The following is a 26,296-nucleotide window of genomic DNA, read 5'->3' as shown; positions in this document are numbered from 1 at the left end:
GTGAAGACGTCCAGGGTCCTCGCGGTGCTCGTCGCTGCGCTCGCGGCGTCCGCCCCGGCGGCGGACGCGCAGGAGATCACCGTCATGACGCGCAACGTGTTCCTCGGCGCGGACTTGAACCCGGCCATCGGCGCGCCCGGGATCGCGGAGGCGATCAACGGCGCCGGCACGGTGTGGAACGAGCTGCAGGCGACGCAGTTCCCGGAGCGCGCGGTGCCGCTCGCCGCCGAGATCAAGGCGTCCAAGGCCGATCTCGTCGGGCTGCAGGAGGTCGCGCTCTGGCACGTGCAGCAGCCGTCCGACGGCGGCGCTCCGCCGATCAGCCCGGTGGCGGGCGCAACGGCCGCGACCACCGTGGCCTTCGACTTCCTCGCGCTGCTCCAGGCCCAGCTCGGCTCGAGCTACAAGGTCGTCGTCGTGCAGGAGGAGTTCCAGGCGGAGCTACCGGTCAATGCCGACGGCAACGTCGCGACGGGCACGGGTCCGCTTGCTTCGCTCGGCGCGGACCTCGACGCGCGGCTGACGATGCGCGACGTGATCCTCGTGCGGCGCGGGTCGAAGGTGAAGCTCGGCAAGACGCGCGGCGGGCACTTCAAGACCCGCTACGAGCCGAACGTCGGCGGTCTCGAGATCCCGGTCGACCGCGGCTGGGTCTCGGTCGAGGCGCGGCTCGGACAGCGCAAGTTCCGGTTCGTCAACACCCATCTGGAGGCGTTCGGCGACACGAAGATCCGCGAGGCCCAGGCCAAGGAGCTGCTCACCGGGCCGTTGAAGACCAAGACGCAGGTGGTCCTGGTGGGCGACCTGAACTCGGGCATCAAGCGCCACAACCAACCCGAAAAGCCCGGTGACGACCTCGCGTTCAAGGCGCTGAAGGGGTTCAAGGACAACGGCGCGCGGCAGAGCTGCTGCTTCTCCTCGCTCACGGACCCGCGGGCGGCGTTCGACCACACGGTCGATCACGTGCTCACGAAACCGGGCCTGAAGACGGTGCGCGCCCGGGTGACCGGCAACGATCCGGCGGCGCGGACGCCGTCCGGGTTGTGGCCGTCAGACCACGGCGGCGTGATCAGCCGGTTGCGCCTGCGCGGCTGAGCCCGCTACCTTCAGGCGTCGTGACCCTGTTCGATGCGGCCAAGGCCGGGGATTCCGGTGCGGTCCAAGCACTGCTGAGCGAAGGCGCCGAAGTCAACGCGCGTGAAACCGGCGACAACACCCATGCGTTGCACTGGGCGGCGGCCGGCGGGCACCTGGAGGTCGTCCGCCTGCTCGTCGAGGCCGGTGGCGACGTCGCCGGCGAGGGCGACGACCACGCGCTGGGCGTGATCGGCTGGGCGACGTGCTGGGAGCCCTCCCAGCCGGAAGTCGCCGAGTTCCTCGTCAGCCGCGGCGCGCGGCATCACATCTTCTCCGCCCTCGCCCTGGGCCTGGCCGACGAGGTGCGCGCGATCGTCGCCGCCGACCCGGGCGCGCTGAACCAGCGGATGAGCCGCAACGAGGACCACCGGCTGCCGCTGCAGTTCGCGGTCGCCCGCGGCCAGGCGGACATGGTCGAGCTGCTGATCGAGCTCGGTGCCGACCCGCTCGGCGTGGACGGCTTCGGCCACTTCGCGGCCACCTACGCGAGCGCGGGCGGCGTCGACGACGCCGTCATGCGGGCGGTCGCCGTCCTCAGCCAGGCCGAGATCGCGAGCGCCGAACGCGGCGAGCGCCCGGCCCGCGGCTACGACATCGACCTGCTGGCCGCGCTGGCGGTCGGCGACGTGGACACCGCCGCGCGCTTCGGCAGCGCGCTCGGCCCGGGCGTCCTGCACCTCATGGCCAAGCGCGGCAACGCCGACGCGGTCCGCTGGCTGCTCGGCCGCGGCGCGAACCCCGACGCCCTCTGGAGCCACTTCGGCGCCGACGTCACCGCCCTGCACCTCGCGGTCATGGGCGGCCACGAGGAGGTCGTCCAGGTGCTGCTCGCCGCGGGCGCCGACCCGACCATCCGCGACAGCGTCCACGACGGCGACGCCCTCGCCTGGGCCCGCCACTTCAAGCACGAGGCGCTCGTGACGTTGTTCGAGCCCGAGCGCGAGGAGAGCGTCAGCGTCGTCATCGAGTTCGAGGAGCGCGACGCCCACCTCGGCGAGATCCTCGAGGCGTTCGACGACCAGTGGGTGGTCGGCATCTCCAGCACCTCCGGCCTCGTCCGGCTGGACCTGGAGACGCCCGGCGCCACCTGGGGCGCCGCGGTCACGCTCGTCGAAGGCCGGCTCGAGCGCCTGCCGTTCGACTGGCGCTCACACGTGGCCTGCCGCCGGCCCTAGGGCTCCTAGGCGTTCGGGGCCCAGGACGGCAGCTCCTGGATCGCCCAGGCGTTGCCGTCCGGGTCCGCGAAGTAGATGAACCGCCCCCACGGCTGATCGTCGATCTCGCTGACCGGCGCCCCGCGGCCGACGAGCTCCGCGCGCGCCGCCTCGATGTCCTTGACGACGAGCTGCAGGCCCTTGACCGAGCCGGGCTCGGACTCGATCAGCCCCTGCCCGATCGCGATCGAGCACCCCGAACCGGGAGGGGTCAGCTGCACGAAGCGCAGGCCCTCGTTGACCTGCTGATCGTGGTCGGCGTTGAAGCCGATCTGATCGACGTAGAACGCCTTGGCGCGATCGACGTCGGAGACGGGGAGGGCGACCAGCTCGAGCTTGAAGTCCATGCGCAGCACTCTAAGGAATGTTGCGGTCAACTTCTGTCCGCAATTTCTCGAGGGCGAGCTCGTAGGTCGGCGCTCGCAAGATCGTCCATCCGGCGGCGGCCAACTCATCGTCGCGCGAGCGGTCGGTGACGCGGGTCGGCGGCCGGTTGTGATTCGGGCCGTCGATCTCGACGATCAGCTGCCGGTCGGGCCAGTGGAAGTCGACCTCGATGCCCCTGGCCTTCATGTTCGTGAGCGGGCGGGGCAGGCCGAGTGCCGTGAGCGCGCGGCGGAACGCCGTCTCACCGCGGCTCCGCGTGCCGGCGCTTCCGTCCAGCCAGGCCTCGATCGCCTGCTCGAGGACGGCAAGTTTGTGGTGGCCGTTCGCGCGCTGCATCGCCGCCCGGAGCGCCTTGAGGTCCAGTAGGTGGAGGTAGGCGGCCTGGTGGATGAGGGCCGTGAGCTCCTCGGCGATGAGCGAGTCGCTGAGGTCGATGAGGAGGCGGGGCACGGTGAGGCACGGGATGCCCTTGTAGACCGTGACGTCGCGCGGGTCGAGGGTGCGCGTGGCGCGGAGGTTGATGCCGGGGATCGGCCGGTGGCGGCGGGGAAACGAGGACGTCGGGCTCGCGTGGCGCCCACTTCTGGAGCCCGTAGTGCGCGGCCAACGACTCCCCGCGGAGCACAGCTCCCTCGCCACCGGCCAATACAGCGGCCAGCCAACGGCCCTCGCGAGAAAGAGCGGTGTGACCAACCGCGTAGACACCCCGGTGGACCGGGTGCAGATCAGGCCGTTTCACGGCCGCGCTCGACGTGATCCCGAGCGCACGGAGTTGCGCTGCGGTCACGAGCCCGTACTGTCCCGACGCCACCCGAGACAGGAGTGTGGAACGTAGAGGTCCTGGGGGGGACGTTGGTGTTCCGCACCCCCTGAACCCTCGCACCGCTCGGTGCTACGGATCTACACGCGTTTGCGAATTAACCGTCAACAAGTTCGGACTGTTCCAGCCATGCGGCCTCGAGCGCTTCGCGCTCGTCGGCCAGCGCGGCCAGGTCCGCTTGGAGCTCACGCAACCGCCCGTAGTCCGTGGCCGCCGTCGCCATGGCCGCGTGGAGCTCCTCCTCGCGTGCGCCGTTCTTCTCCAACGCGCGCTCGAGGCGCGCCACTTCCTTGCGCGCCGCTCGGATCACGGTCTGGTTCGGGGTCGACTTGGTCTCCCGTGCGGCCGGTGCCTCGACCGGCGCGCGCAGGGACAGGTACTGGTCGATGCCGCCCGGCAGGTGCGTGACGCCGCCGTCGCCGAGGAGGGCGTAGACGTTGTCGCAGACGCGCTCGACGAAGTAGCGGTCGTGGGAGACGACGACGAGCGTGCCGGGCCAGGAGTCCAGCAGGTCCTCGAGCGCGGTGAGGGTGTCGATGTCCAGGTCGTTGGTCGGCTCGTCGAGGAACAGGACGTTGGGCTCGCCCATCAGCAGGCGCATGAGCTGGAGGCGGCGGCGCTCGCCGCCGCTCAGGTCCTTCACGAGCGTGCGCTGCTTCTCGCCGCGGAACCCGAAGCGCTCGAGCAGCGAGCCGGCGGTCAGCTCGCTGCCGTCGCCCAGGCGCGCGACGCCGCGCACCTCCTCGACGGCCTGCAGCACACGCAGGTTGCCCGGGATCTCCGCCGTGTCCTGGGACAGGTGCGCGAGCTTCACCGTCGTGCCGTGCTCGACCTCGCCGGAGTCCGGCGGGAGCTCACCCGCCAGCACCTTCGTCAACGACGACTTGCCGGAGCCGTTGACGCCGACCAGCCCGATCCGGTCGCCCGGGCCGATGTGCCAGTCCACGTCACGGAACAGCACCTTGGTCCCGAACGCCAGGGACACGTGCTCGGCCTCGATGACCTTGCCGCCCAGCCGCGAGGACGCGAACTTCAGGAGCTCCGTGGTGTCGCGCGCCTCGGGCTCGTCGGCGATCAGCGCGTTGGCGGCCTCGATCCGGAACTTCGGCTTGGACGTGCGCGCCGGCGGCCCGCGGCGCAGCCAGGCCAGCTCCTTGCGCACCAGCATCTGCCGGCGCTCCTCGCGCGCCGACGCCTGGCGATCCCGCTCGGCCCGCGCCAGAACGTAGGCCGCGTAGCCGCCCTCGTACTGGTGCACGTTCCCGTCGCTGACCTCCCACGTGTGCGTGCACACCGCGTCCAGGAACCAGCGATCGTGGGTCACGACCAGCATCGAGCCGCGCCGGGCCGCCAGGTGCCGCGCCAGCCAGTCCACGCCTTCCACGTCCAGGTGGTTGGTCGGCTCGTCCAGGAGCAGCAGCTCGGGGTGGCCCAACAGCGTCTGCGCAAGCGCGATCCGGCGTCGCTCACCGCCGCTCAAGGGCGCGATCGGCGCGTCCAGCCCGCGCGGGAAGCGGCTCATCGACACGCCGCCCAGCAGCCCGTCGAGCACGTTCCGGTAGCGGGCGTCCGCCGCCCACTCGTGGTCGGCCATGCCGCCGACCAGCTCGTCGCGCACGGTCTTGGAGGAGTCGAGCGAGTCGCCCTGCCCGAGCATCGACAGCGCGAGCCCGCCGACCCGCGTCACGTTCCCCGTGTCCGGCTCCTCGACGCCCCCGATCAGGCGCAGCAGCGTGGACTTGCCGTCGCCGTTGCGGCCGACGATGCCGACGCGATCACCGGCCGAGACCCCGAGCGTGACGCCGCTCAGCACCGTCCGCGCGGCAAAGCCCTTGACCACGTCTTTGAGGTTCACGAGATTTCGCGCCGGTGCTGACATCGAGCATCAGCCTACGATCAACGGCATGGAGGAGCTCGAGGAGGAGCAGCGGCACCTGGATGCCACGTGCGCCGCGTACGACGTCGCGTTCGCCAAGCTGACCGAGTACAAGGACCGCGCGATCAGCGACGACGAGTACGCCAACGAGGCGCTCGAGGCCATGCGCCGCGAGCGCATCCGCGTGTACACGGAGGCCAGCGGCCCGCTCTACTTCGGCCGCATCGACCGCACGGACGGCGCCACGCTGTACGTCGGCCGCCACGCCGTCCACAGCCCCGCGAACGACCTGCTGAGCATCAACTGGCGCGCCCCCGCCGCCGAGCCGTTCTACACGGCGACCGAAGAGGACCCGCACGGCGTGCGCCGGAGAAGGCGCCTCGACATCGAGGAGCGCGAGGTGCTCGGCTTCGTCGACGAGCCGCTCGACACGGCCTTCGAGGACCACCTGACCGACGCGATCGTCGAGGACATCACCCGCCAGCGCGTCGGCGAGATGCGCCAGATCATCTCCACGATCACGCCCGACCAGTACGAGCTGATCGCGCGCGAGACCGAGGGCGCGCTCGTCATCCAGGGCGGGCCGGGCACGGGCAAGACGGCCGTCGGCCTGCACCGCGCCGCCTGGCTGCTCTACACGAACCCACAGCTCGGGCGCGAGGGCGTGCTCGTCGTCGGCCCGAACGAGACGTTCATCCGCTACATCGAGCAGGTCCTTCCGGCGCTCGGCGAGGGCGGCGTCGAGCAGCGGGCGATCGGCTCGCTCGTGAGCGCCCCGCACGGTGAGACGGACGAGACGCGCGAGCTCGCCACGCTCAAGGGCAGCGCGCGGATCGCGGTCGTGCTGCAGCGGCTGCTGTGGGACCGCCTGACCTTCGAGGACATCGAGGTCCCGCTCTCGCGACGGGTGACCGCCACGGTGACCGCGGACGAGCAGCGCGAGCTGGTCGCCGCCGTCCGCGAGCGCACGTTCTCCTACGCCACCGGCCGCGAGCGCTTCCGCGAGCGCCTGGCGGGCACGTTCGCGTCACGCGTCCTGAGCAGCGACTCGCTCGCCAGCCCCGACGACACGGTCAAGGCGATCCGCAAGTCCAAGGACTACACGCGCGCCGTGACCAAGGCCTGGCCGAAGGAGACGCCCGAGGGCCTCGTCAAGAAGCTGTTCAGCAACCGCGAGCGCCTGGAACGGGTGGCGGGCGACCTGCTCGAGCCCGACGAGGTCGCGCGCCTGCTCAAGGCCAAGCCCGCGACCAGCAAGCAGGACATGACGCCGACCGACGTCGCGCTGCTCGACGAGGCGCACTGGCTGATCGACCCCGGGTTCCGGCGCTTCGGCCACGTGGTCGTCGACGAGGCGCAGAACCTGACGCCGATGGAGCTGCGGATGGTCGTGCGCCGCGCCCGCTCGCAGTCGCTGACGATCCTCGGCGACCTCGCGCAGCGCACCGCCGACGCCGGCGTCTCCAGCTGGGAGCGCGTGCTCGACGAGGCCGGTGTGGACACGTTCGACGTCTCCGAGCTCGAGGTCAGCTACCGCGTCCCCAACGAGTTCCTGGAGATCGCCGGGACGCTGCTCCCGCCGGGCGCGCCCGCCCCGCGCGGCGTCCGCGAGGCGCCGTTCCCGGCCCGCGCCATCCACACGGAGGCCCTCGGCCCGGCGACCGCGCAGGAGGCCGCCCGCCTCGCCGCGGCGGTGAACGGCAGCGTCGGCATCGTCGCGCCGCTCGAGCACATGGACGAGGTGCGAGCCGCGCTCGGCGAGTTCGCCGACGCCACCCACGCCGCGCTCGGCGCCGGCCTGAACCTGCTGGACCTGCACGTCGCCAAGGGCCTGGAGTTCGACGCGATCGTCGTCGTCGAGCCGGAGGCGATCCTGCGCGAGCGCCCCGACGGCGGCGTCGGCGGTCTCTACACCGCGCTCACCCGCGCCACGCGCGCGATGTCGGTCGTGCACCGCGAGCCGCTCCCCGAGCCGCTCGCGAACGCGTTCGAAAGCTAGAAGCCCAGGGCCTTCTCTTTCACGCCGTCCAGATCCCGCGCGGCGGGCCACTGTCGACCCGCGCGGGCAGGAGACGGGCGACCCGCGTGACCGACGGTCCGTCGTGCAGCGCCGACCAGGCCGCGCCGAGCAGGACCGCCGCGATCTCCTCGTCGCCGACCGCGCTCTCCAGTGCGACCGGGATGCGACGCAAGGACCGTTCCACGCGCGGCGAGCCCGGACGGGCGGTGACGAGCAGCAGCCGCGCACCCGGCTCCGAGTCCAGGTACGCGTCGAGCGCCGCCGCGATCTGCCCCACGCCGCCCTCGAAGCGCTCGATCAGGCGCTCGACCTCGGCCTCGACGGCCAGCGCGAACAGCTCCTCCTTGTCGCCCCCGCGCGCGTAGAGCGTCGGGCGCGCCACGCCCGCCGCGGCGACGACCTGCTCGATCGAGGTTCCGTGCAGCCCGCCTTCCGCAAACGCCGCGGCCAGGGCGGCGGTGTCGATCGAAGCGCGCGGGCGAGGCATCCCGACGAATCCTAACTCGCGAGTTCAGATTCGACCCTGCGGAGTCAGCCTGGACCACATGTCCGACTGCTGGTCGGATGGATCCGCTCCGGGCCCGCCATACGGTCGAGTCATGCACCTGAGGGAACTCCGAGACGCCGGCCACGCCCCCTCGCTGGTGGCCGCGCTCCTGCACTTCGACGTCAGCTTCATGGCCTGGGTGCTGCTCGGCGCCCTCGGGGCCTACATCGGCGAGGACCTGGGCCTCAGCGCTTCAGCCAAGGGCCTGATGGTCGCCGTCCCCTTGCTCTCCGCCGCCGCGTTCCGGATCGCGCTCGGGTTGCTCGGCGACCGCTACGGCCCGCGCCGCGTCGGCCTGTGCTCGATGGCCTTCGTGGTCCTCGCGCTGATCACCGGCTGGCAGCTCGCGTCGAGCTACGGATCTCTCCTTGGCGTCGGCGTCCTGCTGGGCGTCGCGGGTGCGAGCTTCGCGATCGCGCTGCCGCTCGCCGGCCGCCACTACCCGCCGGAGCGCCAGGGCCTGGCGATGGGGATCGCGGGCGCCGGCAACTCCGGCACGGTGCTCACCACGCTGTTCGCGCCCCGCCTCGCCGAGGCCTACGGCTGGCACGCGGTGTTCGGCCTCGCGCTCATCCCGGTCGCGCTGGTGTGGGTCGCGTTCGCGCTGCTCGCCAAGGAGCCGCCCGCGCCCGCCAAGCCGGTCACGCCGCGCGACCTCACGGCGATGCTGCGCGAGAAGGACGCCTGGCGACTGTGCGGCCTGTACGCCGTGACCTTCGGGACGTTCGTCGGCCTGGCGAGCTTCCTGCCGATCTTCTTCCGCGACCAGTACGGGATCTCCAAGGTCGACGCCGCGACCCTCGTCGCGGTCGGCGCGGCCCTCGGCTCGCTCCTGCGCCCCCTCGGCGGCTACCTCGCCGACCGGGTGGGCGGCACCACGGTCCTCACCGGCGTCTACGGCGTCGGGGCCGCGCTGCTGCTGTTCACGTCCGCGCTGCCCGCGCTGGGGGCGACCGCCACGGCGTTCATCCTCGCCATGGGCACGTTCGGAGTCGGGAACGGCGCCGTGTTCCAGCTGGTGGGAATCCGGTACCGCGAGCGGATCGGCGTCCTCACCGGCTTGGTCGGCGCCGCCGGCGGGCTCGGCGGGTTCTTCCTGCCGACCATCCTCGGCGTCGTCAAAGACGCGTTCGGCTCCTTCGGGCCCGGCCTCGGGGCGATCGCGGTCGCCGCGGCCGTCGCTCTGATCACCACGATCCGGCCGTCCACGGCCGCGTTGGCGGGGGCTCGGGCATGAAGGTCCTCGTGATCGGCGGCGGGATCGCCGGGCAGGCCGTGCTCGAGGCGATCCGCGAGCGGGATGCGGACATCGAGCTGACGCTGGCCTGCGCGGAGCCGCGCCTCCCGTACGACCGCGTCGCGCTCTCCACCCTCCTCGTGAGCGGCGCCGAGCCCGACACGCTGACGCTGCGCCCGGCCTCCTGGTTCGAGGACAACCGCATCGAGGTGCTGCTGAACACGCGCATCGACGAGCTCACGGGCTACGACCGCTACGTCGTCTGCACGGGCTCCGACGCGCTCGTCCCGCCGATCCCCGGCGCCCAGCACGCCCACGTCTTCCGCTCCCCCGAGGACTGCGCCGCGCTGGCGTCCGCGACGGGTCGCGCCGTGGTCATCGGCGGCGGCCTGCTGGGGCTGGAGGCCGCTTACGGGCTCGCTTCGCTCGGCTGCGAGACGACCGTCGTGCACCTCACGGACCGGCTGATGGAGCGCCAGCTCGACGACGGCGCCGCCCGGCTCCTCACCCCCGCGATGGAGGCGCTCGGCGTCGAGGTCCTGCTCGAGGCCAACACGCAGGAGATCACGCCCGAAGGCGTCCGCCTGGCCGACCGGTTCCTGCCGGCCGACACCGTCGTGATCTCGGTCGGCATCCGGCCCCAGACCGAGCTGGCCCGCGCCGCCGGACTCACGGTCGAGCGCGGGATCGTCGTGGACGACGCCATGGTGACCTCCGATCCCCGCGTGCTCGCCGTCGGCGAGTGCGCGCAGCACCGCGGCGTCGTCCACGGCATCGTCGCGCCGATCCACGAGCAGGCGAAGGTCGCCGCCGACACGATCTGCGGGATCGACAACGCCTACCCCGGTTCCATCCCCACGGCCAAGCTGAAGGTGATGGGCGTGGACCTCGTGACCGCGGGCGCGCCCGACGGCTCGCGGGCCGTGGTCGTCGCCGACGACTCCACCTACCGCAAACTGATCGTCGACGGCGCCGGCAACACCGTCGGCACGATCCTCCTCGGTGACATCCGCGGCGCGGAGCTGCTGATGGACGCGGTCCGCACCGGGCGGGAGGCGAGCGACCCGCTCGCGCTGCTCGCCGAGGCCAGCCAGGCGACCGCCGCCGACCTCCCCGACAGCGCCCGCGTGTGCAACTGCCACGGCGTCTGCAAGGGCGAGATCGTCGACGCCATCCGCACCCGCGGCCTCGGCTCCACGCTGGAAGTCGTCAGCGTCACCCGCGCCGGCGCGGGCTGCGGCTCGTGCAAGCCGATGGTCGCCGAGCTGCTCGCCAACGAGCGCGGCGGCGCGGCCGAAGAGGCGACGTTCCTGTGCCCGTGCCGGCGCCAGACGCGCGAGGAGCTCGCCGCCGTGGTCCGGGAGCGCGAGCTGGACTCCGTCTCCGAGCTGAGCGCCGCCTGTGGCGCGGGCCGCGACTGCGGCGCCTGCAAGCCCGGCCTCTCCTACCTGGTGAGCGAGATCCGCGGCAACCGCCACCGCGAGGAGCGCCACGCGCGCTACATCAACGACCGCGTCCACGCGAACATCCAGAACGACGGCACGTTCTCGGTCGTCCCGCGCATCCGCGGCGGCGTCACGAACGCGGACGAGCTGCGCCGGATCGCCGACGTCGCGGACAAGTACGAGGTGCCGCTGATCAAGATCACCGGCGGCCAGCGGATCGACCTCCTCGGCATCAAGAAGGAGCAGCTCCCGGCGATCTGGGAGGAGCTCGACATGCCGTCCGGGCACGCCTACGCGAAGGCGGTGCGCACGGTCAAGACGTGCGTCGGCACCTCGTTCTGCCGCTTCGGGCTCGGCGACGCGATGAAGGTCGGCATCGAGCTCGAGTCCGCGATGGAAGGCCTGTACACGCCGCACAAGGTCAAGGGCGCGGTCACGGGCTGCCCGCGCAACTGCGCCGAGGCGTACGTGAAGGACATCGGGCTCGTCGCGGTCGAGGGCGGCTGGGAGATCTACGTCGGCGGCGCGGCCGGCGCGACCGTGCGCAAGGGCGACGTGCTCGCGACGGTCGACACCTCGGACGAGGCGATCCGTCTGAGCCTCGCCTTCCTCCAGCACTACCGCGAGTCGGCGGAGTACCTCGAGCGCACCTACGCGTACATCGAGCGCGTCGGGATCGAGCCGGTGCGCGAGGCGGTCATGGCCGACCTCGACGGCCTGCTCGAGCGCTACCGGATCGCCAAGGCCGCCGCCGATCCCGACCCGTGGCGCGAGCGTCACGCGCCCGTCCACCCCAAGCAGTTCTCCGAGCTGGACAGCGAGCCCGAGCTCGTCGGTCCGCCCGCGGAGGGAGCCCGATGACCGCGATCGCCGACCCCACCTGGACCCTCGTCGGCCGCGTCGAGGACGTGCCGCTGCTCGAAGGCCGCACGACCTCGATCGACGGCCGCCGGATCGCGATCTTCCGGCTGCTGGACGGGCTCGCCGCGATCGACGCGCACTGCCCGCACGCGATGGGGCCGCTGGCCGACGGGATCGTCGCCGACTCGTGCGTGACGTGCCCGCTGCACGGGCGGCGGTTCGACCTGCGCAGCGGGCTCGCGTTGAACGGCGACGAGTCCGTGACGGTGCACGAGGTGCGAGACGAGGACGGAGAGATTTGGGTGCGGCTCTCTTGAAGACGACGTGCCCGTACTGCGGGGTCGGCTGCGGTCTGGTCGCGGAGGTGCGCGACGGGCGGCTCGTCTCCGTGCGCGGGGACACCGAGCACCCGGTCAACCGGGGCGCGACGTGCCGCAAGCCGACGCGCCTGCCCGAGGCCGTGCACGCGCCGGACCGGGCGACGACGCCGCTGCGCCGCGCGTCGCTGGATGACCGCTGGCGGCCCGTGTCCTGGCGGGCCGCGATCAACGACGTGGCGACGCGCCTGTCCGGCGTGCGGCCGGACGAGATCGCCTTCTACATCTCCGGCCAGCTGCTGACCGAGGACTACTACGCGGTCAACAAGCTCGCCAAGAGCTTCCTCGGCACCAACAACGTCGACTCGAACTCGCGGCTGTGCATGTCTTCGGCCGTCGCCGGCTACACGGGCGCGCTGGGCTCGGACGGGCCGCCGCCGTCGTACGCGGACATCGACGAGGCCGAGGTCCTGTTCCTGCTCGGCTCCAACGCGCAGTCGTGCCATCCGATCGTGTGGAACCGGATCCGGTCGAAGGGCGCGTTCCTGATCGTCGCCGATCCGAGGAAGACGCCGACCGCCGAGCACGCCGGGCTGCACCTGCCGGTCCGCCCCGGCACCGACCTGCCGCTGCTCAACGCGATGCTGCACGTGCTCGAGCGCGACGGGCTGCTGGACCGCCGCTTCCTCGACCGCCACACGCGTGGCGCGGAGGATGCGCTGACGGTCGCGGCCGACTGGTCGCCGGCGCGCGCGGCCGAGGTCTGCGGGGTCCCGGCCGAGGACATCGTGGAAGCCGCGCGGCGGTTCGGCTCCACCAAGCGCGCGATGGCGCTGTGGTCGATGGGCGCGAACCAGTCGACGGTCGGGACGTTGAAGAACCGCGCGCTGATCAACCTGTGCCTGGCGACCGGGAACATCGGGCGGCCGGGCTCGGGTCCGTTGTCGTTGACGGGCCAGCCGAACGCGATGGGCGGGCGCGAGACGGGTGGGCTGTCGACGCTGCTGCCCGGATATCGGAGCGTGTCGAACGCGGAAGACCGCGCGTGGATGGGGCGCTTCTGGGGCTCGCCGGGGATCGCGCCCGAGCCGGGCCTCGCCGCGACCGAGCTGGTCGAGGCGCTCGAGGAGGACAAGATCAAGGTCCTCTGGGTCGTCGCCACCAACCCTGTCGTCTCGCAGCCGGACGCGGGGCGCTTCGCGGCGGCGCTGCGGCGCGCCGAGCTCGTCATCTGCCAGGACGCGTACTTCCCGACCGAGACCGGCGCGCTCGCGCACATGATCCTGCCCGCCGCGCAGTGGCCGGAGAAGGACGGGACGATGACGAACTCCGAGCGGCGCGTGTCGCTCGTGCAGCGTGCGTTGGACCCGCCCGGCGACGCGCTCCCGGACTGGGACATCTTCACGCGCGTGGGCCGTGCGCTGGGGCATCGCGAGGCGTTCCCGTGGCGGACCGCGGCCGCGGTGCACGCCGAGTACGTGCAGACCACCGAGGGCCGGCTGTGCGACCAGACCGGCATCTCGCACACGCGGCTCCGGCGCGAAGGCCCGATCCAGTGGCCGTGCCCGTCGCCCGATCATCCGGGCACGGAGCGGCTGTACGCGTCCCGCAAGTTCGCGACCGACGACGGCCGCGCGCGGCTCGCCCCCACCCCGCACACGCCGATCGCCGACCCGGTGACGCCGGACTTCCCGCTCGTGCTGACGACCGGCCGCGTCGCCCAGCAGTGGCACACGATGACGCGCACGGGCAAGTCGGCGTCTTTGTTGGAGGCCGAGCCGCACCCGTTCGTCGAGGTGCACCCTTCCGACGCCGAAGGCCTGCCGGAGCGGGTGCGCGTGCGCTCGCGACGGGGCTCGGCGGTGCTGCGGCTGCGGGTGAGCGAGAGCGTGCCGCCCGGCGTCGCGTTCGCGCCCTTCCACTGGGGCGCGCTGCACCTGGCCGCGGGTGAAGGCGCGCTGAACAACGTCACCTCGCGCGCGATCGATCCCGTGTCCAAGCAGCCGGAGCTGAAGGCGTGCGCGGTGCGGCTCGAGCCGGTCGCGGCCGAGGTGGTCTCGGTGCACGAAGGTCGCCACGTCCTGATCGTCGGCGCGGGCATGGCCGGCAACGCGGTCGCCGAGACGGTGCTCGCGCACGAGCCGAGCTGGCGCGTGACGCTGATCGGCCGCGAGGACGACGCGCCCTACAACCGCGTCCTGCTCTCCCAGGCGCTGGCCGGCGACATCGAGGACGCGCGCCTGGCGCTCCGCCAGTCCGACGGCACGACGCTGCGGCTGGGCGCCGCGGTGCGGTCGCTGGACCTGCGGGCCCGCGCGGTCGAGCTCGCGGACGGCGGCGTGCTGGCGTACGACGAGCTTGTCCTCGCGACGGGCTCCGCGCCCTGGCTCCCGCCGGTCCCGGGTCTGGATCGGCCGGGCGTGTTCGCGTTCCGGTCGCTGGCCGACATGCGCGCGATCCGCGACGCGGCGGCGACCGCTCGCCGCGCCGTCGTCGTCGGCGGCGGCCTGCTCGGCCTGGAGGCCGCGCGCGGCCTGAGCGAGCAGGGCGTCGAGGTGACCGTCGTCCACCTCGCCGACCGCCTGATGGAGCTCCAGCTCGACCCGCTCGCCGCGCGCCTGCTCGAGCGCCGCATCCGCGCGCTGGGCATCGACGTGCTGTGCGGTCGCCGCACCGAGGCCGTCACCGGGGCCGCCGCGTCAGCGGCCGCCCGTCCCGCCGCGCACGCCCACGTCGTCACGCTCGACGACGGCACGGCGCTCCCCGCGGACCTCGTCGTGTTCGCCACCGGCATCCGGCCCGAAGTCGGCCTGGCGCGCGACGCCGGGCTCGAGGTCGGGCGCGGCATCCTCGTCGACGACAACCTGCGGACCTCCGCCCCGGGCGTGTGGGCCGTAGGCGAGTGCGCCGAGCACCGCGGCGTCGTGTACGGCCTGTGGGCGCCCGTGCTCGAGCAGGCCCGCGCGGCCGGCGCCGCGATCGCCGGACGGCCGAACGCGTTCCACGGCGCCGTCCCCGCGACGACGCTCAAGGTCGCCGGCATCGACCTGTTCTGCGCGGGCGCCGCCGCCGAGCCGGACCCCGTGGCCGAAGAGGTGATCGCGCTCGACTCGCGGCGTGAGCGCTACCGCAAGCTCGTCCTGCGCGACGGCGCGCTGGCCGGCGCGACACTCCTCGGCGACGTCGGCGACGCGCGCAAGCTGCGCAGCCTGATCGCCAGCGGCGAAGCGGTGCCCGAGGACCTGCTCGCGACCGGCGGGCCGGCCACCGACGAGCCGAGCGACCACCTCGTGTGCTCGTGCCAGGTGGTGTCGCGCGGCGAGATCGTCACCGCCATTCGCGAGCGTGGGCTGAAGACCGTTGAGGCCGTGTCGGAGGCGACCGGCGCGGCGACCGGGTGTGGCGGCTGCCGCCCCGACGTGGAGGTCCTGCTCAAGGCGTAGTCTTCCGCGCTTCCGGGTCACACCTTCAAGGGGGAAGCATGAGGGGTATCAGGGTTGCGGGTGTTGCGGCGATGGCCGCCCTCGCACTGGGCGCGGCGAGCGCGCCCGCCGTCGCGCAGGACGAGCCGTCCGATCTGTGGACGGCGTACAACGAGGTCCTCAGCAAGTCGCGCTACATCGATCTCACCCACACGCTCACACCGTTCCAGCCCGTCTGGAAGGGCTTCGGGCCGTCGAGCTTCGGCCCGACCGTCAACCCGCTCACGGGCCAGCCGTACACGTTCGCCTCCGACGGCTTCGAGGCGACCACCTACACGCTCTCCACCGACCAGTTCGGCACCCAGCTCGACCCGCCCGCGCACTGGGCGCCCGAGTACCCGGCGATCGACGAGCTGCCGGCCACCTTCGCGGTCCGCCCGCTGGTCGTCATCTCCATCGTCTCGCAGGTCAAGAAGAAGGGCGACTATCACCTGCAGGTCGCCGACATCACCGCCTGGGAGAAGAAGCACGGCCGCATCCCCGAGGGCTCGGTCGTGATGGTCCGCAGCGACTGGTCGAAGAAGTGGACGACCGACCCCGTCAAGGCCAAGGCCCTCGCCGCCGACCCGGTCTTCCCGGGCGTCGGTCTCGCCGCCATCAAGTTCCTGCACCAGAAGCGCCACATCCTCTTCCACGGCCACGAGCCGCTGGACACTGACACGACGCCGACGTTGGAAGGCGAAGCCTGGCTGATGCACAACGGCTACACCCAGGCCGAGGGCGTCAACAACCTCTCCGCCGTGCCGGAGACGGGCTGCCTGCTCAACATCGGCTTCCCGAAGTTCGGCGGCGGCGTCGGCGGCTACGCCCGCTACATCGCGATCTGCCCGCCGGACACCAAGGGCGGCACGAAGATCTCGCGCGCGGACGCGCCGCTGAAGAAGAAGTCGACGGACCTGCACTGGGACGCCACGAAGGGCATGCGCGTCCGCTAGCTCGTTCACGCGGGCCGCCATCGTGGCGGCCCGCCGTGCCTACAGCGCCGTTCGTAGGTGCGCTGATTGTGCAGGTGCCCCTGTGCGGACTAGAGTCGCCGTGTGAACCACCAGGAAGACGACGTCGCATCTCTGCTTCGTGCGTATAACGACGTGCTTGCGGCGGCTAACCGCGAGGTGTTCGTCGCGTGGGTTCGACTGCGACCTTGGTCGGAGCGCAGGGTCAACCGCTTGCTGCAGGCACCCCGCGTCACATGGCTGCTCGAGTTCTTCGTGTGCTGGCACATCGAACGGACGACTCGCAGGTTGTTGGACGGCCTCGCTCGACAAGTGGCAGCCGGTTCGAATGAAGAGCGAAGCGAAGCGCAGCGGGCGGCGGTTGAAGCGTTCCGTGGAGGATTGCCACCGCTCAGGCTGAAGACGTACGCCGCGCTGTTGATCGTCGCGGCCTTCACGCTCGGGCGCGTCGCGTTGGACCGGGCGAGCACGCTTATTTCGGAGGTGCCTGGAGTCCGCTCCATCGCGAGTGATCGCGCTTGGGAACGAGCCGCATCGCTTGGGCGCGCACCAACCGACAAGGAGCTGGATCAAGGCGTGGAGGTCAGCAAGGAAGCTCGTGAACTCGTCGATCGTGTGGGAGACGCAATCGGAACCGACGCAGCCTCGGTCGGGAAGGTCCTCGACGCGTTCTCGGGCGCGAAGGCCGTGGACCTGCTCCTCGTGCTTGTCGGTGTTGCATTCGCCCTCTATGTCGTCCTGAGGCCGTTCGTCGGTTCGTTTCGCCTGAAGCGCATCCTCATGAATACATGCGGTCAATCCGACGCCCGCTCAACCGCGACTGGCCGGTCGCACCTCCAGCGGAGCACTGGCGTCTACGCGCTGGAGCGGCGAGTCCTCAAACGCGTCGCCGGACGGGCTCCCGGCGAGCTGCCGTTCGACCTGGTGGTCTGCTCCCTTGTCTGGTTGTCGCTGCCACTCGCACTCGGGACGTACTTGATTGTCGACTCCGGAGCCGTAGTCGACGACTGGGACTTATGGTGGTTTTCGCTCGACTTCGAGACCATCTTTGTGTGGGGCGCCGGCTACATCGCCATCGGAGTCTGCAGGGTCAGTTGGCTCGCGCGCACCTGGAGGAGACGTCTGGGAGAACCGCGTGCCTATGCCCCGTTCGAAGTCGAGCTCCCAAACGGGACCCGCGTCACCGTTCGCGACCCGCTTGTTGTCGGCGCGTTCACGTACTTCATCCCGTACCTCGTGGTGCCGTGGTGGTATCTCGCTAGCCGACATACCGCTGCGGTCGTGCACCCCTCAGCCACTTCCTCGCGTCGATGGACACGTCCCACGTTTTCCGCACTCGCGTTCACGGCCGCAGGTCGCTCCCTCGTGTTGCCCTACGTGATTTCGATGGTCCGGGGCGAGCGTCGCCTCCGGGAAGCGGAATCGGCTGCGGGCATCGATGCACGTTCGACGCTCGAGACGAGCCTGTGGTTCCTCGCAATCATCGGGGCGTCCTATGCGGTTCGCCAGCTCCCGCTCTCCTCTGCGGTTCCGCTTTTGCTCCCGAACAGCCCGTACATTCCCTACCTGGACAGCTTTCCGTTTCTCCAGTTCTCGTGGCCGGCGTTGTTCCTCGTCGTTCCCACCGCTGCGGTCTTCGCCACGGCATATCAACGTCGGCTGAACCGAGCACTGACGCTTAACGGCATTCGGTGCCCTGAGTACGACAAGATCGAAGTCGTCCCTGTCCGTCTCTCCGGTCCCCCAGACGTCGTTGAGGACGCCGCGTAGAACCCTCGGCTCGGCCGTTCTCGTGCTTGCGACGGGCGCGGTGGTGCTCCCGGGCGCGACCGGCAAGACGCGCGGCTTCTGCATCGACGGGACCGACGACGCGGCTGTGTCACCGAGGAGTTCGTGAACTGGCAGGGGCTGCTGCTCGTGCCGACGATCCTCGAGATCCTCACCGCGATCGTGGTGGTCGCGCTGGCCCTGGGATGGCTGCGCGCCTCGATCCGTTGGTTGATCGTCGCGATCGCTGCAACGACATCGCAGTCGTCGTCGCCGCGGCAACGTCGGTAGTCCCGTGAGCCGGGGCGGCTCCGTGCTCAGACGACGACGGTGTCTCGCGCCGGCGCACCGGCACGTGCAGCGAGCTGTTGCAGCCGTTCCGCGGGGATCGCGTATTCCTCCAGCGGGACCAGGCCGAGTTCGCCAGCGTCGGAGAGGTACCGGTGCCAATTCAAGATGTACCTGCCCAAAAGGACGGCTATCAAGTCCACATCGACCTGGCGTTTGACGCAGAGGATCTCGACCTCCTCGAAATAATGCACGACGGTCGATGTCGCGCGATCGCCCTCCTCAAAGCTCGGCACCGGCGGGTCGACGGAGTCGATGAGGTGCTTGTGCGCTGTCCTCCGGGCGTTGAGCATGTCTCGCCATTGAAGCGCTCAAAGAGGCGAATGGTGCGATCGACGACGACGGCCTCGCGCTGCTTGCGGGCTGTCCACCAAACCGTGAGCACAGTCGCAGCGACACCCGCAATCAGCGTCGCGCCCGCAGCGAGCGGGTCAACCTCCGCGAACGTGGGCATGGCTCATCAATCATCCCACCAAAGTGGTACTGGCCGCTTAAACCAAGCGGGCCGGCTCAAGGCCGGCCCGCGAGGTCAAGCTTCGAGCCAGTGACCTACCAGAGGGTCGCGCCGTAGCGGGCGCCGTAGTAGGGCAGGGAGTCGGCGACCGGGAAGTACCAGGAGATGTTCTGCTGGCCGATGACGGCGCGGCAGCGCTTCTTGCCGTCGACGATCGGCATGCTGGCGCCGCTCGTGACGCCCTCGGCGCGGAACTTGCCGCCGATGTAGGAGAGGTTCGATCCGCCGGAGTCGCCGGGCTCGACGCAGGCGCTGTGGCGGGTCATGTTGTAGATCTTGTCGCCGTTGCTGTAGGTGACGTCCTCGTCCTTGATGGTGATCGTGCCGCAGGTGAACTTGGTCGTCTTGCCGGCCTTGCAGACGATCGTGCCGACCGGGGCGTCCGTGGAGCCGGAGAAGCTGTGGAAGCTGCCGTTGGACGGGTTGGAGTCGAACCACGGGCCCTGGATCCAGTAGCCGGTGTTCTGGTTGCGGGCGATCGCGTCGTCGAAGGTCGGGAACCAGCTCTCGAGCACGGTGCCGAAGTTGACGGGGCCCTGGCCCTTGAGCATCGAGCCGGCGTTGACGCAGTGGCCGGCGGTCAGGAGGAACTTCGCGCCGGTGGACGGGTTGCGCAGGTTGAAGCCGGCGGAACACGTGCCGTTGATGGCGTCGCCGCCGTCCATGTAGTTGATGGTCGGCTCGGGCAGCGCGTCGACGACCTCGATCGAGACGAGGCTGCCGTACTTGGCGAGCTCTTCACGGGCGGAGGAGAGCTGCTCCTTGGTCGCCGTGACCTTCACCGTGTTGCTGACGGGGTCCAGGCCGAGCGCCGCGAACTTGCTCTCGGACTTGACGACCTCGCGCTTGTCGGCGTTGGCCGTGTCCGGGCCGCCGAGCGCGTGCAGGGCGAGGCCGAGCTGCTTGAGGTTGTTCTGGACGAGCTGCGGCTGCGCGCCGGCGCCCTTGATCTTCTCGAGCAGCCCACGATCGGTCGTGTTGACGATCAGCTGGCCGCTCTTGATGTCGAAGTACGTGCCCGCGATCTGGTCGCCGAGCTCCTTCTGGAGCTGCTCGTCCAACGCGATCGCGCGCTCCTGCTGCGCGCTCACCCGCTTGACCTGGTCGGCGGAGAGGCCGAGGTCACGCTGGATCGCTGCGGACATGTCCGCGACCTCCGTGCGCTTCTGGTCCTGCGCGAGTGCCGGGGCAGCGCCGAAGGCCAGGGACGAGATCATGATCGTGGACAGCAACGTCCGGTTGAAACGCATTCGAGGGGCTCCAATCAGTGGGGAGGATGTGCCGACACAGAGCCACTCACCCACCCCCTGATACGTCCCCGCGAAAAAACTTCTACGGCGCGAACTGCTGGGTGCCGATCACGCCCAGCAGCGCGAGCTTCTCGGCGTCCTCGGTGCCCGGCGCGGCCGTGAAGACGACCAGCAGCTCCGTCTGGTTCTCGGCCGTGAGGATCTGGCAGTCGAGCTCGATCAGCCCGATCTGCGGATGCGCGATCCGCTTGCGCGTGTTGGTCGGCAGCTTGACCTCGTGCTCGGCCCACACCCGCGCGAACTCCTCGCTCTCGCGGCACAGCGTGTCGACGAACGCGCGTGCCTCGGCGTCGCGCCCGTACGCGACCCGCAGCCCCGCGGCGTAGCGACGCGAGTGCAGCTCGTGGTCCTCCTCCGGCCACAGCGCGCGCTCCACCGGGTCCGCCATGAACCAGCGGCGGAACACGCTCTCGTCACCCACGTGCACGCCCATCAGCGCCTCGCCCAGCGCGTTCTGGGCGAGCGTCACGCCGAGGTCGTCGACGATCTGCGCGGGCGTGTCGAGGCGGTCGAGCACGCGCAGCAGCGCGGGCGTGACGTGATCGCTGCGAGCGCCGCGCGGCGGCGGCGTGTGGCCCGCGAGCTGGAGCAGATGATCGCGCTCGTCGAGCGTGAGCCGCAGCGCGCGAGCGATCGAGGCGACCATCGCCTCCGACGGACGCGAGCCGCGACGCTGCTCGAGCCGCGTGTAGAAGTCGGTCGACATGTGCGCGAGCGCGGCGACGTCCTCCCGCCGCAACCCGCTCGTCCGCCGACGTGGCCCGGCGCGCAGACCGACGTCCTCCGGCTGCAGCACGGCGCGCCGGTGGCGAAGGAAGTCGGCGAGCCCGTCACGGTCCATGCGACACATGATCGCGCGCCGCCGGGCGCGAGCCAGGGACAGCTTGTCCCTGGCTGATCCAACCTCTGGTGGCGGGCGCGACCGCGGCGCAGCATGGCTCCCATGACCAAGCTCGCCCTCATCACCGGAGCCAACCGCGGCATCGGCCGCAGCGCCGCCCTGCACCTCGCCCGCGACGGCGTCGACGTCATCGCCACCTACCGCTCGCACCCCGAGGAGGCCGCGACGCTCGTGGCCGAGATCGAGGCGCTGGGGCAGCGCGCGGTCGCGCTCCAGCTCGACGTGGCCACGCCCGCCGGGTTCGCCGACACGCTCCGCGCCGCCCTCCCGCACTTCGAGCGCGACACGTTCGACTTCCTCGTCAACAACGGCGGCTTCTCGCGCGGCGGCCTGATCGCCGACGTCACCGAGGAGGACATCGACGCGCTGTTCGGCGTCCACTTCAAGGGCCCGCTCCTGCTCACCCAGCAGCTGCTGCCGCTGCTCGCCGACGGCGGCTCGATCGTCAACCTCTCGACCGGCCTCGCCCGCTTCACCTCGCCGCAGCGCGCCGTCTACGGCTCGATCAAGGGCGCGCTGGAGGTCCTCACGCGCTACATGGCGGCCGAGCTCGGCCCGCGCGGGATCACCGCCAACGTGATCGCCCCGGGGCCGGTCGCGACCGACTTCAGCGACGGCATCATCCGCGACACCCCGGAGTTCCAGGAGCACCTGGCGTCGCTGACGCCGCTCGGCCGCGTCGCGGTCGCCGACGACCTCGGCGCCGCGATCGCCAACCTCCTGCGGCCCGGCAACGGCTGGATCACCGGCCAGCGCATCGAGGTCTCCGGCGGCATCCACATGTAGGCTCCGGCCATCGTCCGAGGGAGGAGCGCCGATGGGTCTGCGGATCAACCATGTCAGCGTCAACGCCACGGACCTCCAGGAGTCCGTCGACTTCTATGTCGACCTCCTCGGGGCCGAGCCGCTGACGACGCCGAACTTCGGCATCCCCGTGCAGTGGCTCGCGCTCGGGCGCACGCAGCTGCACCTGTTCGAGCGTGAGCTGCAACCCACGAGCCACCACCACTTCGGGATCACGGTCGACGACCTGGAGCCGGTGTTCCGTGCGGCGGACCGGCGCGGCGCGTTCGACGACATCGCGTTCAAGAACCGCCTGGTCGAGCTGCCCGGTGACGTGGTCCAGCTCTACGTGCGCGATCCGGCCGGGAACCTGGTCGAGATCGACTCGCCGGGAGCGGACCGGCTGCCCGACGACATGCGCGCCCAGCTCAAGCCACTGTGGGACTTCCACCCACACACGGAAGAGCAGATGACCGCTCGACTTTTCGTGCCCGAGTAGCTCCCTACTAACGTCTCATCCATGTCCTGGACCGTCGACTTGCCCGTGGCCGACCTGCCGGTCCTGCCTCCGCTGCCTGATCCTCTGGCCGATCAGCTGGCCGACGCGCTTTCGAGGCCGGCCGCGCAGCAGCCGCCGTGGCCGGATCAGGAGTACACCGCGCGCGTGCGCCGGCTGCTCGAGGCGGTGCCGCCGATCACGGTCCCGCAGGAGGTCGACCGCCTCCAGGAGCGGATGAGCCAGGTCGCGCGCGGCGAGGGCTTCCTGCTCCAGGGCGGGGACTGCGCGGAGACGTTCGTCGACAACACCGAGCCGCACCTGCGCGGAACGATCCGCACGCTTCTGCAGATGGCCATCGTGCTCACGTACGGGACGGAGCTGCCGGTCGTGAAGGTCGGGCGGATCGCGGGCCAGTACGCCAAGCCGCGGTCGAGCGACTTTGACGCCGCCGGTCTTCCCTCCTACCGCGGCGACATGGTCAACGCGCTGGAGGCCACCGAGGCGGGCCGGCAGCCCGACCCGGGGCGGCTCGTGCGCGCGTACGCGAACGCGGCCGCGGCCATGAACCTCACGCGGGCGATCACCGGCGCGGGCATGGCCGACCTGCACCACCTGCACGAGTGGAACATGGACTTCGTGCGCAAGTCGTCCGCCGGGCAGCGGTACGAGCTCGTCGCGCGCGAGATCGACCGGTCGCTGCGGTTCATGTCGGCCTGCGGCGTGGACGACTCCTCGCTGCGCACCGTCGACATGTTCGTCTCGCACGAGATGCTCGTGCTCGACTACGAGCGCGCGCTGCTGCGGCTCAACGACGACAAGCTGTACCTGCTGTCCGCGCACCAGGTGTGGATCGGCGACCGCACGCGTCAGCTCGACGGCGCGCACGTCGCGCTGGCACGGCTGCTGGCGAACCCGATCGGCGTGAAGATCGGGCCGACGACGTCGCCCGAAGCGGCGGTCGAGCTGGTCGAGGCGATCAACCCGAACCGGGTGGACGGGCGCGTCACGCTGGTCTCGCGCATGGGCTCGGACAAGGTGCGGGACCTGCTGCCGCCGATCGTCGAGGCGGTCACGCGGTCCGGCCACCGCGTCGTGTGGCAGTGCGACCCCATGCACGGCAACACCGAGGAGTCCCCGAGCGGGCACAAGACGCGCCACTTCGACCGCATCCTCGACGAGGTCCACGGCTTCTTCGAGGTGCACTCCAAGTGCGGGACGCACCCCGGCGGCATCCACGTCGAGCACTCCGGCGAGGACGTCACCGAGTGCCTCGGCGGCGCGCAGATGATCGCCCACGGCGACCTGAACTCGCGCTATGAGACGGCGTGCGACCCGCGCCTGAACACCCAGCAGTCGCTCGAGCTCGCGTTCCTCGTGGTCGACATGCTGCGCCGCAACGGAAAGTAGGCGATCGAACGCGGCAGCCGACTTCGTCGGCGCCAAGCGCGATCGCTTGGAGATCGCTTCGCGGATCTCCGGCTACCGCAGTCGCGCCAGCAGCTGGGTGAGCTGCTGGCGTTCCTTCTCTGAGAGCGGCGCGAGCAGCGTGTCCTGGGCGGCGTCGATCGCGGCGTCCATCCGGGCGAGTGCCTCTGAACCCGCCGGCGTGATCGTGACCACGTTGCGCCGCCGGTCGCGGTCGTCGCGCGTGCGCGCGATGTAGTCGCGCTGCTCGAGCTCGGCCGCCACCGCTGCCATGTCGCTGCGGTCGATCGCCAAGCGCCGGCCGAGCTCGGCCTGGCTGAGCGGACCGTCGTCGCTCAGCGCCACGAGCACGCGGAAGTGGTACTTGCGCACGCCCTCTGTGGCGAGCGCTTCGTTCACGAGCCGGTCGCCGGCGAGCGCCGCGTGGCTCAGCAGCCAGCTCGGCAGGCCCTGCAGTCGCCTGGGTGCGTCCTTCATTGATCGTTGGTTATACCAATGATATGTTCGTTGGCATGACCAACGATCGCGTGGCCGTGGCCACCGTCATCACCCGTCTGTACCGCCTCCTCGACGAGCAGCGCTTCGACGAGCTCGGCAGCGTCTACGCCGACGACGCCGTGCTGGAGTTCCCGCGCGGCGAGATGCGCGGGCTCGCCGCCATCACCGCCAAGGCGCGGGAGCGGGCGCAGCAGTACCCGCGCATGCAGCACCTGAACACCGACGTCGAGATCGAGCTGGACGGCGACGCCGCGCGCGTGCGCTCGAACCACCTCGCGTTCCACGTCGAGGAGTCCGGCGCGCGGTTCGACGCCGGTCTGGTGCACCATTTCGAGGCCGCGCGCACGCCGAACGGCTGGCGGCTGACGCGCGGGACCGGCAACCTGATCTGGAGTAGCTGATGTTCGTGCTGATCTTGAGTTACGTGAAGCCCGTCGAGGAGGTCGACGCGCACATGCGCGACCACATGCGCTGGCTCAACGAGGGCTACGCCGACGGGCGCTTCGTCGTGTCCGGCCGCCAGGTCCCGCGGACGGGCGGCGTGATCCTCGCGCGCGGCGACGATCGCGAGGAGATCGAGGCGTTCGCGGCGCAGGACCCGTTCGTCGCCAGCGGCGTCGCGACCGTGCAGGTGATCCAGTTCCGTGCGTCGCAGACCGCGGACGGCTTCGAGGCCTTGGAATGAGCGAGTCGCGGGGGCGCCGCCTCAGGGTGGCGACGCCCCCGACGGCGCAAAGTGGACCGTCGAGGCGACGGTACCGATCAGCGGAGACTGAGCGAAATGGACCTTTGGCTAGGCCGCAAGTTCCGCGGCCAGCTCGGCGCGCGTGTTGACCCCCAGCTTGCGGTAGCCCGCGGCCAGGTGCGTCTCGACCGTCTTGATCGAGAGGAACAGCTCCTGCGCGATCGCGCGATTGCCCTTGCCGACCGCGGCGAGCTCGCAGATCTGCCGCTGGCGCGGGGTGAGGGCCGCCGCGCCTTCCAGCGCCGCCTGGCGGGGGCGCAGGCCGGTGGCGACGAGTTCGCGGCGCGCGCGCTGGGAGAGCGGGACCGCACCCGCGGCGTCGGCGTCGGCGAGGGCGGGCCGGAGCGCGTCACGCGCCTCGACACGTGAGCCGAGATAGGCGAGCGCCGCGCCGAGCTCCAGCCGGAGCCGGACCGCTTCGAGGCCGTGCTCGGCGAACTCTAGCCCGCGCTCGCACATCGCCGCGCGCAGCGCCGGATCGGGCTCGGCAACGGCCCGCGCGTGCAGCGCGGCTGCGATCGCCAGCGGCGCGCCGAAGCGCTCCGCGGCCTCGAGGGCGACGTCCGCGACGGCCGCGGCCTCCGCGCGACGCCCGAGATGCGCGAGCGCCAGCGCCGCCCAGTGCCCGCTCGACACCTCGACCAGGACGCGCTCGAAGTCGCCCTCGCCCAGCGCGAGCCGCGCGCGGGCGACGCGCAGTGCCCGCGTGTCGCTGACGGGCGTGGACGCCGCGAGGGACTCGGTGGAGTCGACGCTGCGCAGCGCTGCGTGCGCGTCGTCGAACGCGCCACGCTCGACCAGCGCGCTGACGAGCAACGCGAGCGCTTCACCGCGGAACGGCGCGGGATAGGCCAGCGCGCGCCGCGCGGCGCCCTCGGCCTCGTCCAGCCGCCCTTGACGCAGCGCCAGCTCGGCCGTCAACGTCGCCGCGGCGGCACGGGTCCGGGCCGCGTTCGCGGTCGCGCAGAGCGCCGTCACCACGCCGTCGGCCCGCTCGTGGCCGGCCACGACGAGCACCCGCGCAGCAAGCTCGTACGCACGATGCCGGTCCGCGTCCGCGAGCAACCGCACGTCCTCGAGCGCGGCGAGCGCGAGCCGCACGGCGTCGGGATCGCCGGCGGCGAGCGCCGCCCACGCACGGTGGGCGAGCAGGAGCGAGGCCGCGCCGTCGTCGCGCGCCGCGGCGCCGTGGGCCAGCGCGCCGTGCGCC

24 protein-coding genes are annotated in these 26,296 nt (G+C 71.3%); 15 read left to right on the top strand and 9 right to left on the bottom strand.

What is annotated here, in order from left to right; genetic code table 11:
* Positions 1 to 1,095, top strand: a complete 1,095-nt coding sequence (locus OJ997_RS26520; RefSeq protein ID WP_270028313.1) for an endonuclease/exonuclease/phosphatase family protein — start codon at positions 1 to 3, stop codon at positions 1,093 to 1,095.
* Between the two features lie 20 nt (positions 1,096 to 1,115).
* Positions 1,116 to 2,312 (top strand): ankyrin repeat domain-containing protein, encoded by a 1,197-nt coding sequence (locus OJ997_RS26515; protein ID WP_270028312.1) that lies wholly within the window; start codon positions 1,116 to 1,118, stop codon positions 2,310 to 2,312.
* A 5-nt stretch (positions 2,313 to 2,317) separates the two neighbouring features.
* Here OJ997_RS26515 and OJ997_RS26510 read toward each other — a convergent pair whose 3' ends face one another.
* The 3 genes from OJ997_RS26510 to OJ997_RS26500 all read right to left on the bottom strand — a co-directional run bounded on the left by OJ997_RS26510 (position 2,318) and on the right by OJ997_RS26500 (position 5,437).
* Positions 2,318 to 2,698: a glyoxalase superfamily protein gene (locus OJ997_RS26510; protein ID WP_270028311.1), complete on the bottom strand. Its 381-nt coding sequence runs from the start codon at positions 2,696 to 2,698 to the stop codon at positions 2,318 to 2,320.
* Between the two features lie 10 nt (positions 2,699 to 2,708).
* A complete protein-coding gene (locus OJ997_RS37850) occupies positions 2,709 to 3,188 on the bottom strand; it encodes a DUF559 domain-containing protein (protein WP_270028310.1) in 480 nt (159 codons plus the stop codon).
* A 467-nt stretch (positions 3,189 to 3,655) separates the two neighbouring features.
* The gene (locus OJ997_RS26500) at positions 3,656 to 5,437 is read right to left on the bottom strand and encodes an ABC-F family ATP-binding cassette domain-containing protein (protein WP_270028309.1); all 1,782 of its coding nucleotides are present in this window, start codon (positions 5,435 to 5,437) and stop codon (positions 3,656 to 3,658) included.
* A 25-nt stretch (positions 5,438 to 5,462) separates the two neighbouring features.
* Here OJ997_RS26500 and OJ997_RS26495 point away from each other — a divergent pair, with 25 nt between their 5' ends.
* Positions 5,463 to 7,433: a HelD family protein gene (locus tag OJ997_RS26495; RefSeq protein ID WP_270028308.1), complete on the top strand. Its 1,971-nt coding sequence runs from the start codon at positions 5,463 to 5,465 to the stop codon at positions 7,431 to 7,433.
* A gap of 19 nt (positions 7,434 to 7,452) precedes the next feature.
* Here the strand turns inward: OJ997_RS26495 and OJ997_RS26490 are convergent, their stop codons facing one another.
* On the bottom strand, positions 7,453 to 7,941 hold the full coding sequence (locus OJ997_RS26490; protein WP_270028307.1) for a TetR/AcrR family transcriptional regulator: 489 nt from the start codon (positions 7,939 to 7,941) through the stop codon (positions 7,453 to 7,455).
* A 112-nt stretch (positions 7,942 to 8,053) separates the two neighbouring features.
* Between OJ997_RS26490 and OJ997_RS26485 the strand changes: the two genes are divergently transcribed.
* The 7 genes from OJ997_RS26485 to OJ997_RS26455 all read left to right on the top strand — a co-directional run bounded on the left by OJ997_RS26485 (position 8,054) and on the right by OJ997_RS26455 (position 18,354).
* On the top strand, positions 8,054 to 9,238 hold the full coding sequence (locus OJ997_RS26485; protein WP_270028306.1) for an MFS transporter: 1,185 nt from the start codon (positions 8,054 to 8,056) through the stop codon (positions 9,236 to 9,238).
* A complete protein-coding gene (gene nirB / locus OJ997_RS26480; protein ID WP_270028305.1) occupies positions 9,235 to 11,544 on the top strand; it encodes a nitrite reductase large subunit NirB in 2,310 nt (769 codons plus the stop codon). The genes OJ997_RS26485 and nirB overlap by 4 nt, the downstream gene beginning before the upstream one ends.
* Positions 11,541 to 11,861, top strand: coding sequence for a nitrite reductase small subunit NirD (gene nirD, locus OJ997_RS26475; protein ID WP_270028304.1), 321 nt, complete (start codon positions 11,541 to 11,543; stop codon positions 11,859 to 11,861). Before nirB ends, nirD begins: the two co-directional genes overlap by 4 nt.
* Complete coding sequence (locus tag OJ997_RS26470) at positions 11,858 to 15,304, top strand: nitrate reductase (protein ID WP_270028303.1); 3,447 nt, start codon at positions 11,858 to 11,860, stop codon at positions 15,302 to 15,304. Before nirD ends, OJ997_RS26470 begins: the two co-directional genes overlap by 4 nt.
* A 71-nt stretch (positions 15,305 to 15,375) precedes the next feature.
* On the top strand, positions 15,376 to 16,278 hold the full coding sequence (locus OJ997_RS26465) for a cyclase family protein (protein WP_270028302.1): 903 nt from the start codon (positions 15,376 to 15,378) through the stop codon (positions 16,276 to 16,278).
* Between the two features lie 102 nt (positions 16,279 to 16,380).
* Positions 16,381 to 18,066 carry a hypothetical protein gene (locus tag OJ997_RS26460; RefSeq protein ID WP_270028301.1) on the top strand — a complete coding sequence of 562 codons (1,686 nt, stop codon included), beginning with the start codon at positions 16,381 to 16,383 and terminating at the stop codon, positions 18,064 to 18,066.
* A 123-nt stretch (positions 18,067 to 18,189) separates the two neighbouring features.
* Positions 18,190 to 18,354, top strand: a complete 165-nt coding sequence (locus OJ997_RS26455; RefSeq protein WP_270028300.1) for a hypothetical protein — start codon at positions 18,190 to 18,192, stop codon at positions 18,352 to 18,354.
* A 26-nt stretch (positions 18,355 to 18,380) separates the two neighbouring features.
* Here the strand turns inward: OJ997_RS26455 and OJ997_RS26450 are convergent, their stop codons facing one another.
* From OJ997_RS26450 to OJ997_RS26440, 3 genes are all read right to left on the bottom strand, one after another.
* Positions 18,381 to 18,704 (bottom strand): hypothetical protein, encoded by a 324-nt coding sequence (locus OJ997_RS26450; protein ID WP_270028299.1) that lies wholly within the window; start codon positions 18,702 to 18,704, stop codon positions 18,381 to 18,383.
* Between the two features lie 256 nt (positions 18,705 to 18,960).
* Positions 18,961 to 20,175 (bottom strand): hypothetical protein, encoded by a 1,215-nt coding sequence (locus OJ997_RS26445; protein ID WP_270028298.1) that lies wholly within the window; start codon positions 20,173 to 20,175, stop codon positions 18,961 to 18,963.
* A gap of 82 nt (positions 20,176 to 20,257) precedes the next feature.
* Positions 20,258 to 21,076 (bottom strand): helix-turn-helix transcriptional regulator, encoded by an 819-nt coding sequence (locus OJ997_RS26440; protein ID WP_270028297.1) that lies wholly within the window; start codon positions 21,074 to 21,076, stop codon positions 20,258 to 20,260.
* Between the two features lie 102 nt (positions 21,077 to 21,178).
* On the opposite strand from OJ997_RS26440, the gene OJ997_RS26435 reads away from it, so the two are divergent.
* From OJ997_RS26435 to OJ997_RS26425, 3 genes are read left to right on the top strand one after another with little or no spacing between them, the layout of a single operon-like run.
* Positions 21,179 to 21,922, top strand: coding sequence for an SDR family NAD(P)-dependent oxidoreductase (locus tag OJ997_RS26435; protein ID WP_270028296.1), 744 nt, complete (start codon positions 21,179 to 21,181; stop codon positions 21,920 to 21,922).
* Between the two features lie 31 nt (positions 21,923 to 21,953).
* On the top strand, positions 21,954 to 22,418 hold the full coding sequence (locus OJ997_RS26430; protein ID WP_270028295.1) for a VOC family protein: 465 nt from the start codon (positions 21,954 to 21,956) through the stop codon (positions 22,416 to 22,418).
* Between the two features lie 21 nt (positions 22,419 to 22,439).
* Complete coding sequence (locus OJ997_RS26425; RefSeq protein ID WP_270028294.1) at positions 22,440 to 23,825, top strand: class II 3-deoxy-7-phosphoheptulonate synthase; 1,386 nt, start codon at positions 22,440 to 22,442, stop codon at positions 23,823 to 23,825.
* Positions 23,826 to 23,897: 72 nt separating this feature from the next.
* On the opposite strand, the gene OJ997_RS26420 is transcribed toward OJ997_RS26425, so the two are convergent.
* Positions 23,898 to 24,320: a MarR family winged helix-turn-helix transcriptional regulator gene (locus OJ997_RS26420; RefSeq protein ID WP_270028293.1), complete on the bottom strand. Its 423-nt coding sequence runs from the start codon at positions 24,318 to 24,320 to the stop codon at positions 23,898 to 23,900.
* Between the two features lie 35 nt (positions 24,321 to 24,355).
* Here OJ997_RS26420 and OJ997_RS26415 point away from each other — a divergent pair, with 35 nt between their 5' ends.
* Together OJ997_RS26415 and OJ997_RS26410 are read left to right on the top strand one after the other, a co-directional pair.
* Positions 24,356 to 24,742: a nuclear transport factor 2 family protein gene (locus OJ997_RS26415; RefSeq protein ID WP_270028292.1), complete on the top strand. Its 387-nt coding sequence runs from the start codon at positions 24,356 to 24,358 to the stop codon at positions 24,740 to 24,742.
* Positions 24,742 to 25,026, top strand: a complete 285-nt coding sequence (locus OJ997_RS26410; RefSeq protein ID WP_372517937.1) for a YciI family protein — start codon at positions 24,742 to 24,744, stop codon at positions 25,024 to 25,026. The genes OJ997_RS26415 and OJ997_RS26410 overlap by 1 nt, the downstream gene beginning before the upstream one ends.
* Positions 25,027 to 25,134: 108 nt before the next feature.
* On the opposite strand, the gene OJ997_RS26405 is transcribed toward OJ997_RS26410, so the two are convergent.
* Positions 25,135 to 26,296 (bottom strand): LuxR family transcriptional regulator (locus tag OJ997_RS26405; RefSeq protein ID WP_270028290.1); only part of this gene is annotated, 1,162 nt, incomplete at its 5' end.

The sequence above is a fragment of the Solirubrobacter phytolaccae genome, assembly GCF_027587195.1.
In the GTDB taxonomy this organism is placed as follows: domain Bacteria; phylum Actinomycetota; class Thermoleophilia; order Solirubrobacterales; family Solirubrobacteraceae; genus Solirubrobacter; species Solirubrobacter phytolaccae.
The sequence above is the reverse complement of the archived record's forward strand: the minus strand, read 5'-3'. Positions and strand labels throughout refer to the sequence as shown.

Coding starts and splice junctions, on each gene's coding strand:
- OJ997_RS26510 (WP_270028311.1), bottom strand. CDS start 2,698: ATGGACTTCAAGCTCGAGCTGGTCGCCCTCCCCGTCTCCGACGTCGAT.
- OJ997_RS26500 (WP_270028309.1), bottom strand. CDS start 5,437: ATGTCAGCACCGGCGCGAAATCTCGTGAACCTCAAAGACGTGGTCAAG.
- OJ997_RS26495 (WP_270028308.1), top strand. CDS start 5,463: ATGGAGGAGCTCGAGGAGGAGCAGCGGCACCTGGATGCCACGTGCGCC.
- OJ997_RS26490 (WP_270028307.1), bottom strand. CDS start 7,941: ATGCCTCGCCCGCGCGCTTCGATCGACACCGCCGCCCTGGCCGCGGCG.
- OJ997_RS26485 (WP_270028306.1), top strand. CDS start 8,054: ATGCACCTGAGGGAACTCCGAGACGCCGGCCACGCCCCCTCGCTGGTG.
- nirB (WP_270028305.1), top strand. CDS start 9,235: ATGAAGGTCCTCGTGATCGGCGGCGGGATCGCCGGGCAGGCCGTGCTC.
- nirD (WP_270028304.1), top strand. CDS start 11,541: ATGACCGCGATCGCCGACCCCACCTGGACCCTCGTCGGCCGCGTCGAG.
- OJ997_RS26465 (WP_270028302.1), top strand. CDS start 15,376: ATGGCCGCCCTCGCACTGGGCGCGGCGAGCGCGCCCGCCGTCGCGCAG.
- OJ997_RS26450 (WP_270028299.1), bottom strand. CDS start 18,704: ATGCTCAACGCCCGGAGGACAGCGCACAAGCACCTCATCGACTCCGTC.
- OJ997_RS26445 (WP_270028298.1), bottom strand. CDS start 20,175: ATGCGTTTCAACCGGACGTTGCTGTCCACGATCATGATCTCGTCCCTG.
- OJ997_RS26440 (WP_270028297.1), bottom strand. CDS start 21,076: ATGGACCGTGACGGGCTCGCCGACTTCCTTCGCCACCGGCGCGCCGTG.
- OJ997_RS26435 (WP_270028296.1), top strand. CDS start 21,179: ATGACCAAGCTCGCCCTCATCACCGGAGCCAACCGCGGCATCGGCCGC.
- OJ997_RS26430 (WP_270028295.1), top strand. CDS start 21,954: ATGGGTCTGCGGATCAACCATGTCAGCGTCAACGCCACGGACCTCCAG.
- OJ997_RS26425 (WP_270028294.1), top strand. CDS start 22,440: ATGTCCTGGACCGTCGACTTGCCCGTGGCCGACCTGCCGGTCCTGCCT.
- OJ997_RS26420 (WP_270028293.1), bottom strand. CDS start 24,320: ATGAAGGACGCACCCAGGCGACTGCAGGGCCTGCCGAGCTGGCTGCTG.
- OJ997_RS26415 (WP_270028292.1), top strand. CDS start 24,356: ATGACCAACGATCGCGTGGCCGTGGCCACCGTCATCACCCGTCTGTAC.
- OJ997_RS26410 (WP_372517937.1), top strand. CDS start 24,742: ATGTTCGTGCTGATCTTGAGTTACGTGAAGCCCGTCGAGGAGGTCGAC.